The sequence below is a fragment of the Saccharopolyspora soli genome, from assembly GCF_022678645.1.
Taxonomy (GTDB): Bacteria; Actinomycetota; Actinomycetes; order Mycobacteriales; family Pseudonocardiaceae; genus Saccharopolyspora; species Saccharopolyspora soli.
Window position 1 is genome coordinate 1 of record NZ_JALBWV010000113.1, and the last position, 16,234, is coordinate 16,234.

21 protein-coding genes and 1 pseudogene are annotated in these 16,234 nt (G+C 67.5%); 10 read left to right on the forward strand and 12 right to left on the reverse strand.

The window, feature by feature from the left end:
- Positions 1-179: 179 nt before the first annotated feature.
- Positions 180-1,130 (reverse strand): recombinase family protein, encoded by a 951-nt coding sequence (locus MOQ72_RS42235; protein WP_242191627.1) that lies wholly within the window; start codon positions 1,128-1,130, stop codon positions 180-182.
- Positions 1,131-1,229: 99 nt separating this feature from the next.
- On the opposite strand from MOQ72_RS42235, the gene MOQ72_RS42240 reads away from it, so the two are divergent.
- Entirely contained in the window at positions 1,230-2,294 is a 1,065-nt protein-coding gene (locus MOQ72_RS42240) for an exonuclease domain-containing protein (protein WP_242191628.1), read from the forward strand.
- 9 nt (positions 2,295-2,303) lie between these two features.
- Here the strand turns inward: MOQ72_RS42240 and MOQ72_RS42245 are convergent, their stop codons facing one another.
- From MOQ72_RS42245 to MOQ72_RS42295, 11 genes and pseudogenes are all read right to left on the reverse strand, one after another.
- The gene (locus MOQ72_RS42245; RefSeq protein ID WP_242191629.1) at positions 2,304-2,741 is read right to left on the reverse strand and encodes a hypothetical protein; all 438 of its coding nucleotides are present in this window, start codon (positions 2,739-2,741) and stop codon (positions 2,304-2,306) included.
- Entirely contained in the window at positions 2,738-3,484 is a 747-nt protein-coding gene (locus MOQ72_RS42250) for a hypothetical protein (protein ID WP_242191631.1), read from the reverse strand. The genes MOQ72_RS42245 and MOQ72_RS42250 overlap by 4 nt, the downstream gene beginning before the upstream one ends.
- A 113-nt stretch (positions 3,485-3,597) precedes the next feature.
- Positions 3,598-4,213 (reverse strand): annotated as a pseudogene (locus MOQ72_RS42255) (Tn3 family transposase).
- 73 nt (positions 4,214-4,286) lie between these two features.
- Positions 4,287-4,685, reverse strand: coding sequence for a hypothetical protein (locus tag MOQ72_RS42260; RefSeq protein WP_242191633.1), 399 nt, complete (start codon positions 4,683-4,685; stop codon positions 4,287-4,289).
- 51 nt (positions 4,686-4,736) lie between these two features.
- Entirely contained in the window at positions 4,737-4,997 is a 261-nt protein-coding gene (locus tag MOQ72_RS42265; RefSeq protein WP_242191634.1) for a hypothetical protein, read from the reverse strand.
- 32 nt (positions 4,998-5,029) lie between these two features.
- Entirely contained in the window at positions 5,030-5,536 is a 507-nt protein-coding gene (locus tag MOQ72_RS42270; protein WP_242191635.1) for a hypothetical protein, read from the reverse strand.
- Between the two features lie 58 nt (positions 5,537-5,594).
- Positions 5,595-5,786, reverse strand: coding sequence for a hypothetical protein (locus MOQ72_RS42275; RefSeq protein ID WP_242191636.1), 192 nt, complete (start codon positions 5,784-5,786; stop codon positions 5,595-5,597).
- 29 nt (positions 5,787-5,815) lie between these two features.
- Entirely contained in the window at positions 5,816-6,031 is a 216-nt protein-coding gene (locus MOQ72_RS42280; RefSeq protein ID WP_242191637.1) for a hypothetical protein, read from the reverse strand.
- Between the two features lie 28 nt (positions 6,032-6,059).
- Positions 6,060-6,671, reverse strand: a complete 612-nt coding sequence (locus MOQ72_RS42285) for a hypothetical protein (RefSeq protein ID WP_242191638.1) — start codon at positions 6,669-6,671, stop codon at positions 6,060-6,062.
- Between the two features lie 254 nt (positions 6,672-6,925).
- The gene (locus MOQ72_RS42290) at positions 6,926-7,144 is read right to left on the reverse strand and encodes a DUF397 domain-containing protein (RefSeq protein ID WP_242191640.1); all 219 of its coding nucleotides are present in this window, start codon (positions 7,142-7,144) and stop codon (positions 6,926-6,928) included.
- A gap of 3 nt (positions 7,145-7,147) precedes the next feature.
- Positions 7,148-7,987, reverse strand: coding sequence for a helix-turn-helix domain-containing protein (locus MOQ72_RS42295; protein ID WP_242191641.1), 840 nt, complete (start codon positions 7,985-7,987; stop codon positions 7,148-7,150).
- Between the two features lie 321 nt (positions 7,988-8,308).
- Between MOQ72_RS42295 and MOQ72_RS42300 the strand changes: the two genes are divergently transcribed.
- From MOQ72_RS42300 to MOQ72_RS42340, 9 genes are all read left to right on the forward strand, one after another.
- Complete coding sequence (locus MOQ72_RS42300; RefSeq protein ID WP_242191643.1) at positions 8,309-8,680, forward strand: hypothetical protein; 372 nt, start codon at positions 8,309-8,311, stop codon at positions 8,678-8,680.
- On the forward strand, positions 8,677-8,997 hold the full coding sequence (locus MOQ72_RS42305) for a hypothetical protein (RefSeq protein WP_242191644.1): 321 nt from the start codon (positions 8,677-8,679) through the stop codon (positions 8,995-8,997). The genes MOQ72_RS42300 and MOQ72_RS42305 overlap by 4 nt, the downstream gene beginning before the upstream one ends.
- Positions 8,994-9,170, forward strand: a complete 177-nt coding sequence (locus MOQ72_RS42310; RefSeq protein WP_242191646.1) for a hypothetical protein — start codon at positions 8,994-8,996, stop codon at positions 9,168-9,170. Before MOQ72_RS42305 ends, MOQ72_RS42310 begins: the two co-directional genes overlap by 4 nt.
- Entirely contained in the window at positions 9,167-9,571 is a 405-nt protein-coding gene (locus MOQ72_RS42315) for a 6-pyruvoyl trahydropterin synthase family protein (protein WP_242191648.1), read from the forward strand. Before MOQ72_RS42310 ends, MOQ72_RS42315 begins: the two co-directional genes overlap by 4 nt.
- 221 nt (positions 9,572-9,792) lie before the next feature.
- Positions 9,793-10,998, forward strand: coding sequence for a methyltransferase, FxLD system (fxlM, locus tag MOQ72_RS42320; protein WP_242191649.1), 1,206 nt, complete (start codon positions 9,793-9,795; stop codon positions 10,996-10,998).
- Between the two features lie 72 nt (positions 10,999-11,070).
- Entirely contained in the window at positions 11,071-11,208 is a 138-nt protein-coding gene (gene fxlA / locus MOQ72_RS42325) for an FxLD family lanthipeptide (RefSeq protein WP_242191650.1), read from the forward strand.
- A gap of 78 nt (positions 11,209-11,286) precedes the next feature.
- Positions 11,287-14,091, forward strand: a complete 2,805-nt coding sequence (locus MOQ72_RS42330; protein ID WP_242191652.1) for a lantibiotic dehydratase — start codon at positions 11,287-11,289, stop codon at positions 14,089-14,091.
- Entirely contained in the window at positions 14,088-15,188 is a 1,101-nt protein-coding gene (locus MOQ72_RS42335) for a lanthionine synthetase C family protein (RefSeq protein WP_242191653.1), read from the forward strand. The genes MOQ72_RS42330 and MOQ72_RS42335 overlap by 4 nt, the downstream gene beginning before the upstream one ends.
- 16 nt (positions 15,189-15,204) lie before the next feature.
- Complete coding sequence (locus tag MOQ72_RS42340; RefSeq protein WP_242191654.1) at positions 15,205-15,996, forward strand: thiopeptide-type bacteriocin biosynthesis protein; 792 nt, start codon at positions 15,205-15,207, stop codon at positions 15,994-15,996.
- Positions 15,997-16,234 lie beyond the last annotated feature (238 nt).

The following is a 16,234-nucleotide window of genomic DNA, read 5'->3' on the forward strand; positions in this document are numbered from 1 at the left end:
TTCTGGACATGCAGGCGAACCGACTCGCACAACGGCCTGAGATCGCATCCGATGCAATACAAGCCATTCGGAACATCGGAACGAAAACTAGCGCTAAGCCTTCAAGTTGCTGGTCAACGAGCTATACGCGCACCGCCTCGAAGGCTATTTGTGATCCACAGCACAAGAACGGCGCTTGGCTATTCGGTTTCCGGGGTCTGGAGTACCTGATTTTGGAGGCGCTGGCGTAGGTCGGTTTCTTCGGGCGTCAGCAGTTCGCCGGGGCGTCGGATGCGGGCGGGTTTGGGGCGGGTCGGCAGGTCGCCGTCCGATGTGGCCTCTTCGGCTTCGGCGAGTGCCCGGTACAGCGAGGCGACCGAGGGGGATTCGCCCGCGTTCTTGCCGGTTTTGATGGTGAGCTTCTTCGCGATCACGGGTACGGGAACGCCCTTGGCCTTCAGGGCGAGGGCGAAGGTGAGCGAGTCGTCGTCGATGACTTTCGGTCGGCCGCCGTGGTTGCCATTCGCGGCGGCGGCCTGCTGGCCTTCGAGGGTTTTCTCCCGGATGTAGTTGCGGTCGAGCTCGGTGCCGACCGCGAGGACCGCGAAGAGGATCGAGCCCGCGCCGCGCGGGTCGTAGATCCCGGTCAGCGGCCCGGTGAGCATTTCCAGCCCGATCCCGCCGGCCTGCAGCGTCGCCGACAGGGTCATCAGCTCGGCGGCGTTGCGGGCGAGGCGTTTCATCTCGTGCACGGTGAGCACGACCTGCTGGCGCGGGGCGGCCTGCTTGATCTCGTGGGCGAGAGCGAGGGCCTTTTCGAACTCGGGCCGGATCTTGATCCGGGTGCTGATCTTCTCCGAGAACACCCGGGTGCACTGGGCTCGGGCGAGCGAGTCGAGCTGGCTCTGCAGCTCTTGCGTGGCAGAGCTGCAACGGGCGTAGCCGATCCTGATCGGCCCGTCGGCGCCGGTGTCGTCCGGTTCGGCCACGGGGACCAGATGTCCGGGCCTCCAGGGTTTGCCGGGACCGCGGTCGGCGGGCACCGCGACGGCGAGCTCGTCGCGCAGTCCGGGCACGAGCATGAACCGGGCGGTGTGGTACTTCGCGGCGACCTTGCCCGCCCGTGTCCGGCACGGACTGCCCGCCGGCACTTGGCACGAGAACAGGCACAAGGGGCCATCGCGCCGCCGAATGCCGACATGCCGGTGATGTCACCTGATGGTGTCGGTCGATCTCGATACCGTGCGCGCATGAACAACTTCGCAGTGTCATGGGCTGACGGGCCGCTGCTGGCCTGCGACCTGGAGACCACCGGCACCGATACCGCGACCGACCGGATCGTCACGGCCACCGTGATCTCGATCGTTCCCGGCCAGGATCCGGATATCCGCACGTGGCTGGCCGATCCCGGCATCGAGATCCCTGCCGAGGCCGCCGAGATCCACGGTGTCAGCACCGACCATGCCCGGCAGTACGGCCAGGACGCCGCAGCCGTGGTCGCTGAGGTGGCCGAGGTGCTGGCGGCGGTGTGGCGGGAGTCGACGCCGCTGTGCGTGATGAACGCTCCGTTCGATCTGTCATTACTCAACGTCGAGCTGCGTCGCCATCACCAGCGCGATCTGAAGGTGTCCGGGCCAGTGGTGGATCCCCGGTGCATCGACAAGCACCTGGATCGCTACCGCAAGGGAAAACGCACCCTCGGCGATCTGTGCACGCACTATCGGGTCCGGCTGGACGAGGCGCACGACTCGGCCGGGGACGCCCTGGCCTGCGCCCGGCTGGCGTGGCGGCTGGCCAAGAAATACCCGACCCAGATCGGCACCCGGCCGCTGGGCGATCTGCACCGCGACCAGATCGGCTGGTACCGCGCCCAGCAGCACGATTTCGCCGGCTTCCTGGAGCGCCAGGCCCACCGGGTCGACGACCCCACCGAGGCCGCCGACCTACGCGCTCGCGCCACGGACGTGCGTGCCCACGCCGATGGCTGGCCGCTGAAGGCAATCGAGACGACGGCACGTGCGGCCTCCACGCCGCAGGCAACACCTGCGGCAACGGCGGGGTACAAGCCGTGGATGGACACCCACGAGGGACAGGAGCTGGAAAGCTGGATCGAGATCAACCCGACCGCGATCTGCCGTCGCGCGGTGAACGCCTGGGATGGTGATTCGGCCTCCTCCCGCCTGAGCGCCTTCTACTCCGTCGATCACCTCACCGACTGCCCGGAAACCGCTCAGTGCAGGATCTTGCTCACCCTCGCCGACCAGGGACGCTTCACCGAAGCCCGCCGCCTGGCCGAAGACCTGACCCTCAGCTGAAGCTGCTGATCAGTCGGTGGGTGGGTTTGCGATGTCGTCAATGTGCAGGCCGTCGGCTTCGGCGATGACCCGCCAGGCTTCGGCCAGCTCGGGTTTGCCTTGGTGGTGGTAGATCGCGGCGAGATACACGGTGCTGTCGGCGAGGCCGTGCCCGGCTGCCACGCGCATCCGCGCCTCGGCCAGCGCCAGATCGCCGCGCGTGTAGGCGGCGCGGCCTTCTTTCAACGAGGCCTCGGCGTCGTCGAAGACGGTGATCTCGGTTTCCATGCGGGCTCGCTTTTCCGGGGTGAGCTGCTGGTAGCGAGCCATCAGAGCGTTGAACGCACGGCGATGCGCGAGCTCGTCGGCCTGCTCGTGGGCGATCTCCTCCTGTTCCTTGGCCGCCCACCTTGCGAACGCGTTCTCGACCGGGTCGGCGTCCTGGCCGGAATTCTCGTCGTGCGTCATGCCCCATCTCCGGTACGCGGGGAAGCAGCGGTAGGCCCTGGCATCAGGCTCCGACCGTTCCAGGGGGAGATCTCTTCCAGTACTTCCAGGACCTCGACATCCTCGGCGTTGACCAGCAAGGCCTGGATGGCGGGCTCGTCGGTGGACCAGCAGTCGAGCGTGAGTGGATCCCCGGCTTGGCCGCGCATCATCATCGTCAGCTCCTCGCCCGCTGCCCCGGCGCGGGGTGTGCCGGCCCCGCCGGTGCGCACGTCCCGGCGCAGCCGCACCCGGGCCCGCACCAACCAGTCCCGCTCGGCTGTTTCGTCCACGGGGATGTCCGCCCCGACCTCGTTGCGCGGCGGCCGCCCTGCTGACCACGTACGGGTCCCGCCGATGCGGCGGTAGCGGGACCGCAGTGCGCCGCCGCTGGGGTAGCCGAGCGCCTCGGCCCCGGCCGGCCAAGTTCCGCCACGATCCATGTAGGCCTCGATGAACTTCCGCTCGCGGCGGTCGAAGCGCTCGCGTTCGTCGCGGATCAGCGCCAGCCCAGCCAGCGCGTCCGCGCTGGTCACATCGTCACTGCCGGGTAGGCCCAAGCTGCGCTGAGAGGCACGGTCGAGCTCGTCCGCAGCCGGGCTGCCCATGTACAGCACGACGTCCAGGCTGCTGATCGCGTCGTAAGTGGTCACGCGTTCGCCGTGCTTGTGCGCAAGGGTGAATCGCGCCAGGCGCTCTACCGGCTCCAGGTCATCTCCGCTCATAAATGTGAGCGTATTCGTACACAATAAAAATGTGTAGCTTTTCGTGCAGATTCAGCCTCTTGGTGGAACGCGAGTGCCCGCGCCTACTGGCGCGGGCAGCGTCGCGACCGGTTCTAGGCGATCTCCTCCTCGTCCGGCTCGGACGGGTCACGCAGCGGTCGCAGACCGCCGGCCAGTTCCGGGGCCAGGAACGAATAGCGGCCCAGGACATTGATGTGGTGGCGCACAAAGGGAGAGAGGCGGGCGGCGTCTTCGTCGCGGACCTCGTAGCCACCGGCGCGCAGCTCGGCGACCGCGGCGTCCAGATAACGGCTGTTGAACAGCACGATCGCGTTGAGAACCAGGCCGAGGGCGCCGAGCTGGTCTTCCATGCCCTCGTAGTAGCGCTGGCGCAGCTCGCCGCGCTGGCCGTGGAAGATCCGCCGAGCCAGGGCGTGGCGACCTTCCTGGAGGTTGGCCTGGGCTTTGATGTCGCGGCGATAGCCGGTGTCGTCGACCAGACGCAGCACGTGCAGGGTCTTGTGAATCCGCCCGTAGTGCGCGATCGCCTCCCCGAGCGGGGTGGGCGTCGCGGGAAAGCATCCGGATCACATCGTGCGCCCGGACCGCGCCGGTGTGGATCGAGGCGGTGACCCGCAGGATGTCCTCCCAGTGTCGCCGCACTTTGCTCAGATCGATTCGGCCGCGAGCGGCGGTGGCGAACGGGCCGTAGTCCGCCCTGGCGTCGATGCGCCACGTTTATCACGCACGATAAATCAATTCCGTATAGGCCGCGGCGAACAAGCGGGCCCGCTGGCGTGCTTCAGCCGCCAGTGGCGTGGGTGATGGCGCGGACGACGTAGCCGGCGTGCGCGCGGCCGAGGCCCGGCAGGGCCTCCCGCAGGTCTGCCGGTACTCCCCCGCCGAGGCTGGCGGCGATCCGCAGGGTGCGCTCCGCGGCGCCGGAGGCCCGCGACAGCTCCCCGGCGTTGAGCGCGGCCACGGCCTCGGCCCAGCGGACGCGGGCCAGCGGCTGGTCCCCGCCGGTGACGTCCGGGCCGTCGGCGTAGTCGATGAACGCGCGGAAGTCGCGGCGAGCCAACCACCGCCCTTGCTCGATGAGGAGTTCAGCGGCGGCCTCGTTGGTGAGGTAGCCGGCGGCCTGGGCTCGCAGCGCGGCCGCCAGATCGGCGGTGGTCAGGTCCTGGGTGTCGGTGGTCATGGGGGTCGGATTCTGCTCGGGTGTGCTGTCGTGCTGGTGGGCCATGGCTGGTCAGCTCGCCGGGCGGCCCGTTCCGTGCTGGGCGTCGTGTATCGCGCCCTTGGCTTCGTCGATGAGGTTCTTGGCCTGGCTGATGGCCCGCCGGGCGCGGCCGCGCGCCTCGGCGGCGGTGTCGGTCAGCGGTGCGCCGAGCGGCCGCCAGTCGGAGTTGAGCCAGTCCCAGGCGTCCGACAGGCCGCCGCGGGCCTGGTCTAGGGACTTCAGGGTGTTGCGGACGATGCCGTCCCAGGTGGGGAGCTCGTGCTCCTGCATGGTTTGGCCCTTGTTTTCGATGCTGGTCGGGTTTAGTCGAGCTGGGCCTCGTAGGCGGTGATCTCGCGCTGATGCCGGGCGCAGTCCTCGGCGTGCCCGCGTTCGCAGTCCACCGGGTGGCCGGTGTAGGGGCCGCGGTCGGTGACGTACTGGCCACACGAGTCGCAGCGCCATGAGGTGGTCTGTTCGTCGAACGTCCTCAGCGGTTCGCCGGCGATCAGCTCGAAGGCTGCGGCGGCTGGGTCGTATTCCCCGCTGACGTCGAGCGCGGCGGCGAGCTCGCGCCACGAGTGGCCTTGGCCGCGGGCCTTGCGAGCGTACTCGTTGAGCAGCCGGTGGGCTTCCGCGGCCACTCGACGGGCGGCGGCGATGCCCTCGGTGTAGTCGGCGGGAACCGGGTAGGTCAACGTCAGCCCATCGTCGATCGGCCGCTCAACGATGGCGTTAGCACCGTGCCGGGCACGCAACAACTCGTGTACGACTCGTTCAGTCCCAGAGCGCGCGACGTCTTCCGGGTCGCGGTCGGTATTGTCGAACATAGGGGCTTTCTCTCCCGGATGTGCTGGTGTGCTGATGGATTACTGCTGGTCATCGGGTCTACAGTGCGTCGTCGCTGTTGGAGCGTTGCACGCCTTTCGGGCAGGGCCTCCCCTCCTCTACTGCGTCGCTGGACTCCACCACCCACTGCTTCGGGATCACGACGAAGGCCAGCGCGGTCGCGGCGGTGACGATCACGGCGGATGCGCGGGTCATGGTGTGCTGTCGTGCTGATGTTCTGCCGCTGGTCATCGGGCTACTGACGTCATCGCGTCCGGCGGTCATTCCTGCTCGCCTTCCCGGTGGCGGGCGTCGCGCCACGAGATGCGGGCGATCGTGGCCAGCTTTTCGGCGGCATGCATGAGCTTGTGCATGCCGTCGATCGACATGCCGTCGACGATGTTCCGTGCGCGTTCTCCGTCGCCGTTGATCACGGCGTGCAGGGCGTTCGCTTCCTGCGATTCGCCGCCGTAGGCGTTCGGGCCGTCGAGATTCACAGGTTGCCTCCTGGTGGTCTGGGGCTGGTCAGGTAGCGCGGGCACGGTGTCCACTGTGGTCACTCCGAGGCGAGCGCCGCCTGCAGCAGCTCGGGGGATAGTCGAGTGCGGTGCAGGCCAAGCACAAAGCGGGGGTGACTTGCGTGCACAGTCCCACCTCCAGCAGTACGGCGCCGAGCTTCTGCGCATCCACGCCGTTGGTGGCAGCGCCGTCGACGAGATCGAGAGAGTAGCCGGACAGCAGCAGCCGCACGCACTGGGCCGCAGCGGGGGCGAACCGCAGGCGCCGACCGACCGCGATCACCGTCACCGCCTCGCCGGTTTCGACGATGTCCGGGGCAAACGGGGTAGTGCACGCCACCGCGTCGGGCGAGCCGAACGCGCCACCAGAAACACTGCGCCGGGCACTCCGAGGGCACCACCGTGACCAAGCGAAAACGGCGACCGGATAGTCCGCAGTGACTTCCAGTTTCCGCCAAACCCAACCGGTGACCAGGCCCGTTGAGGTGATCTCGCCATGAGGATGATGGGTCCTTTGTGGATAATCGAGCTTGAGCAGGATGATCAGCGCGATGTGATCGGCGAGCAGGCCGAGGAGTAGCGAGCTGGCGCCTCGAACGAAGGAGCCGAGCCGGTTCACGTCGGTGGGGTTGGTGATCTGGGAGTGCGGGCAGGGCGTGGCGATCGAAGACGATGCCGAGCAGAAGGGCGATATCGGCGCTGGGGTGGACCCCGGAGCCGGGTTAGCGGCTCCGGGGCGTGTCCGAGTACACCATGTGATCGAGTGCGGCATCATCCTTGGTGAGCCCGGCCGGTGCTCGCACAACGAAGCCCTCCCGGCCACCTGGGTTGGTCGGGAGGGCTTCGTTCACCTTGCACTCGGTGTGCTTGTGGTCAGTCGAACTGGCCATCCTTGACGCCTCGGATGAAGGCGTCCCATTCGCCTTCGGCGACGCGCACGGTCGGCCCGGCAGGGTTCTTGCTGTCCCTCAGCCACCGGCCGCCATCGGCGGCCTGGCCGACCTCGACGCACTGGCCGTTCTCGCCGCTGTAGCTCGACTTGCGGAAGACGACCCGCTCAGACTCCAGCGCGTCGTACACGTGGTTGTTCACTTCTCACACCTCCTTCATGGCGCTCCTAATGATCCCCCGTGACTTTTCGGGGTTGGCGGCCAAGGCGTGTACGTGGCGCAGCGTGCGTTCGTACAGGGCGACCTCCTCGGGTTCTTCGAGGTAGAGGCCGGTATTGACCAGCTCTAGGTAGGCCACGCCTGGGTCGCCCTTCATGTCGGGCGGGAACTTCATCACGGTGAAGGTGCCGCCCTGCTGTGCAGTGTGTGCGCCCGCGTCGAGCGGGAGCACCTGAATGTCGATGCGCGGACGTTCGGACATCTCCAACAGGTGCGCGAGTTGCTCGCGCATTACTTCCGAGTCTCCTCGCTTCCGGTAGAGCACCGCTTCGTCCAGCACGGTCCACAGCCGCACCGGATCGTCCTCGCGGTCGAGAATCCGCTGTCGGCCCATGCGCAGCTCGACGCGCTGCTGGACCTCCTCATCGGTCAAGTCAGTGTCCGCGCGGATCACGGCCTCGGCATAGGCGCGGGTCTGGAGCAGTCCCCTCACGAGCAGGGCGTCGAACGAAGACAGCTCGGCCGCGCCGGCTTCGAGCCCAAGGAACAGGTCAAACCACGGGGGAACCGCGCTGCTCAGGCTCGCCCACCAGTTCTTGCCCTTCTTGGCTGCCGTCAACAGCTCGCGCATGAAGTCGGTCCGGTCCTGCATCCCGTACAGCCCAAGCAAGATTTCCAGGTCGCCAGCTGACGGCAGGTTCCGCGCGCTTTCCAGGTAGCCGACGTGCTGCGGCGACCGGCCGATGCGCGCAGCGGCGTCCTTCTGCTTGAACCCGGACTCCTTGCGTAGCCGCTTCAACTCCAGCGCGATCCAGCGCTTGAGCACCGCACGACTCGATGACGTGACCACGCCGTTCACCTTCTCCTACGTGGGGTCAGGGGTGGTTACCAGCCTGCCCTACAAGCCGATCACCTGAATGGACGCCCATACATGGGTTGACGATGTGAATCCAACATAGTTGTATTCCCTCTTACAGGGTTCACTGTTGTTGAGGTAACAAACCCTGTCATAACCGGGGACGGCACTACGCCGGACCCCCGCGGCGAGAGCGCCGCGTCCCCGGCTTCCGAGATCGGCAGCGGCTCCGGCGCTGACCCCCGACCAGTGCCGGGGTCGCTGCCCACCAACCGGCGCGGGGAGTCGGAAATGGACGAATCGACCGCAGAGCTTCAGCGGCTCGGGCGTAGCGGCTTTGTCGGAGCGCCGATTCCGGATGAGGACCGCCTCTCCCCGGTCGCTTTGGTCTATGCGCGCTGGTGGTCGTCGGGGGTCGTGGACGTCGTCACGGTGCTCGGCGAGGACGAAGCCTCGGCTTACCGCACCAGCAACCAGGACCTACGACGACCCGAGGATCTCGGCGACGCGGTCGTGCGGTGGCGCGTCACCGGAACCGTCATCGAGGTCACGGCCGCAGTGTTGGAGCTTTCCTCGCCACCCGAGGGCGGCGTGCCGATCTCCGCATGCCCGGCCGATCGGCTCGCCGTGACCCACGGCGCAGGGAGGTTGTGGACGCCATGACCGACGGCACGGAGCACGACCCGGACAAGCCCATCCCCGGCACCCAGCTGCGGTTAACCGGAGACATCTTCGCCGCACCCGAGAACGGATGGTTCGGCACGGACGCCAGTCCCGGAACCGCCAATGGTGGCGGCGGCTCGGACGCCGAACGTCGGCAGCGAATGGTCAACACCTTCTTCCGTTCTCGTTATAACCCCACCCGCAGCGAACGCCCCCAGGCGGTGCGCGACGTGCTGTCCGCTCTTCGAAGCCAGATGCAGCTGACTTTCGGAGAGGAACACCAACCAATCCAATCCGAGGGAAGTGATGTCGCATGACAGCAACACTGTCCGAAGTGGAAAATCCCGAGCTGGAGCACGCCAGCGTCAAAGAGTCCGGCTTCCCGCTGCTGAACCGGCTCAATCAGCTGGCCGGGCTGCTGTGCGACGAGCACACCCCACGCTCGGAGTTCCTTCAGCTCGTGCGGCCCACCGTGAGGAGGCCGGCATGAGCGGCGTCTACCAGAGCGGCCAGCGTTTCACATTCGAAGCCGGGCTCTGGCTGTCAGGCCTCCGTGACGGGCATAAATACGGCCAAGTCCATGGCCACTCCTACACCGTCGAGGTGCTGCTGGAAGCACCCGAGCTAACCGAGCCCGGATTCGTCGTCGACGACGAACTCACCCCATTCAAGCGGCACCTGGACCAGTGCTACGACCACCAGCTGCTCAACGAGGTCCTCGACATCGAGCCGACCAACGCGAACCTCGCCAAGGTGCTGTTCGAGTGGTGCAGCGCGCACATCCCGCTGCCCGAGGGCGCCGTCCTCATGGCGGTCCGGGTCGGAACCGCCACGACTTGGGCCGAGTACCGGCCCGCCACGGCGATGGAAACTGAAGTGAGAAGCCAGTGACGACCCCGGCGGCTTCGACATGTTCGACCGGCTTTACCGTGCCGCCCAGCACCGCGAAGCGACCACCATCCAGTTACTCTCCGTGCGGGCATCATGGGCGACCGGTGACGGCGGTTCTGGGGGCTCACGGTCGACGTCAACGGCGTTACCCACAGAAACACCAGAGATCGCCGGTTCGAGCAGATGACGGTCTGTAGAAGCTAGCCAGGAGGCACGATTTCATGAACGTCGACACCACTACCTCGGCGGAAGAGCTCCGTCATGCCATGGTCGACAAGATCGTCGAGGAGCACCAGTGGCGGGGCCTTCCGTTGCGTGCCGACGTGGAACGGGCGCTGCGGAAGGTGCCTCGCGAATTGTTTGTTCCGGGGGTCTCCGTCGAGGAGGCCTACGCCGACACCGCGGTGATCACCAAGCGTGAGAACAACATGAACCTCAGCTCGGTGTCGGCGCCTAACGCCATCGCCGACATGCTGAACCAGGCGCATGGTCAGCACATCCTCGAAATCGGTAGTGGGGGATACAACGCGGCACTGTTGCGAGAGATCGCCGGTCCGAACGGGTCGGTGACGACCGTCGACATCGACGAGGATGTCACCGACCGGGCACGCGCGTGCCTGGATGCGGCGGGCTACACCGACGTCAAGGTCGTGTGTGCCGACGCCGAGTTCGCAATCGAGCCCGGCCGCCGTTATGACTTGATCATCGTGACGGTCGGCGCGTGGGACGTGCCTCCGGCTTGGGTAAGCCAGCTGACCGACGATGGAACGCTCGTTGTCCCTCTACGTACCTTGGGGCTGACCCGGTCCTGGGCGCTGAAGCGATCCGGGGACCGACTGATCAGCCGCTCTAACCTTATGGCCGGGTTCGTGCCCATGCGGGGCGCTGGTGCCCACAAAGGCCGCTCGGTTGTCCTGGGCGACGGTGTCAATCTGTGGCTCACCGAGCCCGACCAGCATGTCGATGAGGGCCTGGAGGGCGTGTTCTCCCAGGAACGCCACGAGGCACCGTCGGGTGTGATCGTCTCCTCGGGGCGGCAATCGCCCGATCTTGACCTGTGGCTGGCCTCCCACCTGCCAGGGTTCGCCGCGCTGATCGCGCAGCAAAGCGCGATCGACAGCGGTCTGGTCGTTCCATCGTGGCAGTACGGGACCCCCGCGTTGACGCGCGGCGCGACTCTGGCCTACCAGGGCAGGCTCCGCCAGGTCGCTGAAGCCGAGTACGAGTACGTCGCCTACGCCCACGGGCCCGAGGCGGCCTGGGCCGCCGAGGCCATGGCCGAAGAGATCCGAGCGTGGGATCAGGCCAGCCGACCGGCTCCTGTCCTTCATGTTGTCCCGGGCGACACGCCCGATGCCGATCTCCCGGAAGGGCGGGTGGTGAACAAGAAACACAGCCGAATCATCTTCACTGACCCCACAAAGTAGCCCTTCACCTCCTGAAAGGGCCTTCTCTCAACGAAACCTGAACACGGAATTCCTTTCGGAAAGGACGTTGTGATGGATGCTTCGGAGTTTCAGCTCAATGTGAGCCTCGTCGAGTCCGGTGATGCCCCCGCGATGTCGTCCGAGGACTGCACCTCGGACAACTGCGGTAGCGGCAACACCGGCAGCAACGCCTGCACGACGCGGGCCTGACGACTCGGTTCTGGTGTGGCCTTGCCTCCCACGTCGCGAGGCAGGGCCACACCCCGTTGTGAACGGCGGAGGACCAGGATGCGCACCTATGAGGCGATGGACTCGGCGCTCATCAGGGCCACGACGATGCCCGAGAACGCGGAAATTCCGTGCTGGCCGGACCTGACCGGCAGCGACGTGGTCGGCTGGCGGGAGTGGCTGCGGCGGGTCTGGGGGATCAGCGGATTCACGGATGCGGTGACATTGGCGTCACCAGAGCTGGCGGCCCAGGTTGAGAAGCAGATCGCGACGCCCCCGCCGGCCGGTGACGACGCGGGACGAGTGCGGCGACTGGTGGAGACGCTGGCGCGGTATCTGCTGCGCTGGGCAGGTCGGGCCACGCCGTTCGGCTTGTTCGCGGGTGTCGCACCGGCCGAGGTCGGTGGTCACGCGGTGGCGCGGGTCGGCGAGCGGCATCAGCCGGTGTTCCGGCCGGACGGTGAGTGTGTGGACCGGCAGACCCGCCGTATCGAGCAGCGCCTGGAAACCCTGCGGGACATCCAGGTCATGACCAACAGCCTGGGGTTCGCCCGCGCCGGCGCGTGGATCGTCCCCGGCGTGGGGACCGGGAAGGGCGGTCGTCTGGCGGATGTCGAGGTCGAACTGACCCGGCCGGTAAGCCTGGCGATCGAGCAGGCGCGGCAGCCCATCGTGTTCAGTGACCTGGTGGCCAAGCTCGCCGCCGAAGCACCGACGGTCGAGGCCACGCTGATCGAGGGCATGCTGGCCGAACTGGTGGAACGCCGGGTGCTGCTGTCGGCGGTTCGCCCGCCGATGACCGTGACCGATCCGCGGACACATCTCGCCCGCTACGACGATGACCTTGCTGATCTGTCCGGGCCGGGTGTCGCCGATGTACGGCTGGACTGCTCGGTGACCCTGCCGAATTCGGTGCTGCGGGAGGCCGAGCGAGCGGCAGAGATTCTCACGTTAGTCGCGCCGCCGGTGCCGGGGTGGTGGCGGTCCTACCATCAGGCGTTCCTCGACCGCTACGGGCCGAGCGCGGCGGTGGGGGTACGCGAGCTGATCGGTGGATCCGGGCTGGGATTGCCTGCCGGATACCGCGGCTCGCATCGCCGCGAACCGTCCGTGGTGTCCTCCCGAGACACGCTGCTGGCCACGATCGCCCAGCAGACCGCTCTCGATGGCCGCCACGAGGTCGTTCTCGACGACGAGCTCATCACTGGCCTGACGGCCGGACAGCGGGAACCGGTGCCCCACACCGAACTCCGGTTCAGCCTCGCCGCACCGAGTCTCGACGCCCTGCAGCGCGGGGCATTTGAACTGTCGGTCGTCAGCGGAGCCCGGCATGCCGGGGTGACCACCGGACGTTTCCTGCACCTGCTCACCGCAGGCGAACAGCAGCGGTTCCAGCGCGCCTACCAAACCCTGCCGACCGCGATGCCCGAGGCCATCCCGGTGCAGATCTCCACACCGCCGCTGGCGGGCATGATGGACCCGGTAGCCAGGGTGCCCGCTGTTCTGCCGGTGCTGGCCTTGGGGGAATACCAGCCAGGCACGGACATCGATGTGGCCGACCTGGCGGTCACCGGCGACGCCCGGCGGCTATGGCTCGTCTCGCGCTGCGATGGTCGCGTGGTTGAACCGATGCTGCTCAACGCCGTCGATCTCCCCGACGGGCAGCAGCCCCTGGCGCGGTTCCTCACCGAAATCCCGACGGCCTTCTGCGCGCCCTGCAGCCCATTCAGCTGGGGACTAGTGGCCCGTGATCTGCCGTTCCTCCCACGCATCCGATACGGCCGATCGATCCTGCACCCCGCACAGTGGACGATCACCGCCACACAGCTCCCCAACCCCACAGCGAGATTCACGACCTGGCGGGAAGCGTGGGAGCGGCTGCGCGAGTCCTACCAGCTCCCTTCGGCGGTGTTTCTCGGCAAGGGCGACAGGCGGATCCGGCTCGATCTGGACGAACCCGCCCACCAGGCGCTGCTACGCAACCACCTCCACCGCCAACCGAAGGCGATCCTGACCGAAACCGGTGGTGAGGCAGGCTGGATCGGCGGCCGCGCCCACGAAGTCTGCCTCACCCTCGCCAAAACACAGCGCCCATCCTCAGAGCGTGTGCGGCCGACCCGGGCCGCCGACACTGTCGAACACCGGCCGGGCTCGTCGCCGTGGCTGTACGCACGGCTGTATGGCCGCTGCGATGACATCCTCGCCCAGGCCGTGCAGCTCGATGATCTGGTCGGGGAGGGCTGGTGGTTCATCCGCTACCACGAACCCGAACCCCACCTGCGGTTACGGATCCCGCTGCGCGAACCCGACCGGTTCGGGCCCACCGCCGAGCGGCTGGGGTATTGGGCCGAGTCCCTGGCCGCCGACGGGCTGCTGCACGACTACACCCTCACCACCTACCGGCCCGAGGCCCGATTCGGCACCGGTGCGACTCTGGCCGCCGCCGAGAACGTGTTCGCCGCCGACTCCCACCTGGTCGTGCGGCGCCTATCCGGGGACCGGGAGATCACGACAGCGGCCGGCATGATCCGCATCGCGACCGGCTTCACCGCCAGCGGCCCGGCATGGCTCATCGAGCACGTTGATCACCGAGGCCAGACTCCAGCGGATCAGCGGCCGATCGGTGCCCGCCGAAAGCAAGTACTGCGGGCACTCCGCGACATCGATGACGATCGGCTCCAGCACGCTTTGGCCGACTACCGGGCCCACGCCGACCGGGACGGCCTCGACCCGGACCTACTCCTGGCTGATCTCCTGCACCTACACCACGCCCGGATGATCGGCGTGGATCCCGCCTCCGAACGCTACTGCCTGCGGCTGGCCCGCGAGACCGCCCACACCCTGCGCGCCCGGGACAGCGCATGAGACCCGCGCAATCCCTCAGCGGCGGCGCCGCGGGCATCGCCTTGCTGCATATCGAGCAGGCCCGCACCGGCACGGGAACCTGGGATACGGCCCAGGCGACCCTGCAACAGGCGGTGGCCGACGGCGTCAGCATCACCCGCTCCGCCAGCCTCTACCACGGAGCCCCCGCCCTATCCTTCGTCCTGCACGGCGTAGGCGAGCACCCGGGCCTCGCCCAGGCCACGGCGACCGTGGACACGGGCACCGCTACGGTCACCCGCCAACAGCTGGAGGCGGCCCACGCTCGGATCGACCGGCGGGACCGTCCCGCGCTCTTCGAGTACGACCTCATCGGCGGGCTGGCCGGTCTCGCCGTCACTTTGCGCCGCAACGGCAACCACGATCTTCTCCGTGACGTCCTGGCCTGCCTGGTTCGCCTCACCGAACCGATCGGCGGGCTGCCGGGCTGGTGGTGCCCGGACGGTCCTGAACGCCTCAGACAAGGGCCTCCTGGTGGCCATTCCAACCACGGTCTCGCCCACGGGATCACCGGCGTACTCGCGATCTTGGCACTGACTCGCCTCGACGGCATCACCGTCGATGGACAGATCGACGCGATCACCCGGATCTTGCAATGGCTCGACGATTGGGAACAGCACACCGACCACGGCGATTCCTGGTGGCCGCAGATCGTCACCCTTGCCGACCTCGACCGCGGCACGGTCGTCAGCCAGTCAGGCCCGCTCCGGCCGTCGTGGTGCTACGGCACCCCCGGTATCGCCCGGGCCCTCCAACTCGCTGGCCTCGCCCTGGGAGACCCCGGCCGCCAAGCGCACGCCGAGAGCGTGTTCACCCGTTGCCTCACCAACTCGGGCCAGCTGGACCTGCTCACCGACAGGAGCCTGTGCCACGGCACCGGCGGTCTGCTCGCCACCGCCCGCCGCGTTGCCGCCGATGCCCGCGTCCCCATCGACCTCACACCAGCACTGCACCTACACCAGCAGGCCACAGCCCCCACCGACGAGCCCCCCGGATTCCTCGCAGGATCGGCCGGCGCCGCCCTCACCACCGCGGGAACCACGACGACCGAGTGGGACGCCTGCCTACTGCTCCACTAAACCGAAAGGCCCACTTGTGGACGAAACCCCCTGGAAGCAACTCAACATCGCCTATGCCGCCGCCGACGCCGCCGAGCGGGAACGCCGCGCCGCCGCACACCTGACCGGCATCCTTCCCGCTGCCGAAGCCGACGGACTCATCTCCTCGTGGTGGTTCATCCGCAAAGGCCCATGGCGCGTGCGCTATCTACTCGCCGACCCGTCCAGCAACCCAGACAGCGACCCAGTCCACGCCCTGCTCAACCAAGGAGTCTCATGGACACGGGACATCTACGAGCCCGAGATCCATGCCTTCGGCGGCCCCGCCAGCATGGACCTCGCCCACCAGCTGTTCCACCACGACAGCCGCCACCTACTGCCATTTCTCCTCAAAGATGCCGCTGACCGGCGGGAACGCTCCCTCATCCTCTGCACCACATTAATGAAAGCCGCGGGACTCGACATCAACGAGCAAGGCGACGTATGGGCCCGCGTCGCCGAACACCGCACCGGCATCGCCACCCCGCCGGTCCAGGAGGACGTGTGGAATTCCTTCACCCACGACATCCGCCACGTCCTCCACGGCACACCCCGAACCGACACCCTCGACCACGACTGGCTCGCAGCGTTCGAAGACGCTGGACGAGAACTCCGGACGCTGCGCGAGAAAGGTGCGCTCACCCAAGGGATACGCGCAATCACCGCCCTCCACGTGATCTTCCACTGGAACCGGATGGGACTGCCTGTTAGGCGCCAAGCCTTGCTTGCCCGAGCAGCGAAAGACGCCGTTTTCGGCAGTACCGCCGAAGAGCACAGCCGGCCACTGTAACGGAGCGATGGCGTACTTGATGCAACGCAACGTCGGGGGCGAGGGAGAAAGCAAGCTGATGGAGACCGGCGTCATCGGTCACGGCCTCGACGGTGCCGAACTCGCGCTGCCGAAGAGATCCGTACCTGGCAGGAACAGTTCAGCATCCCCGGCGGCGACGCACATTACCTGGGCGGGCCCAGTTCTTCGAGCGCCTCGGCAGCGACGGCGTGCGCGGCTTCCTCCAGCTCCTCCCGCG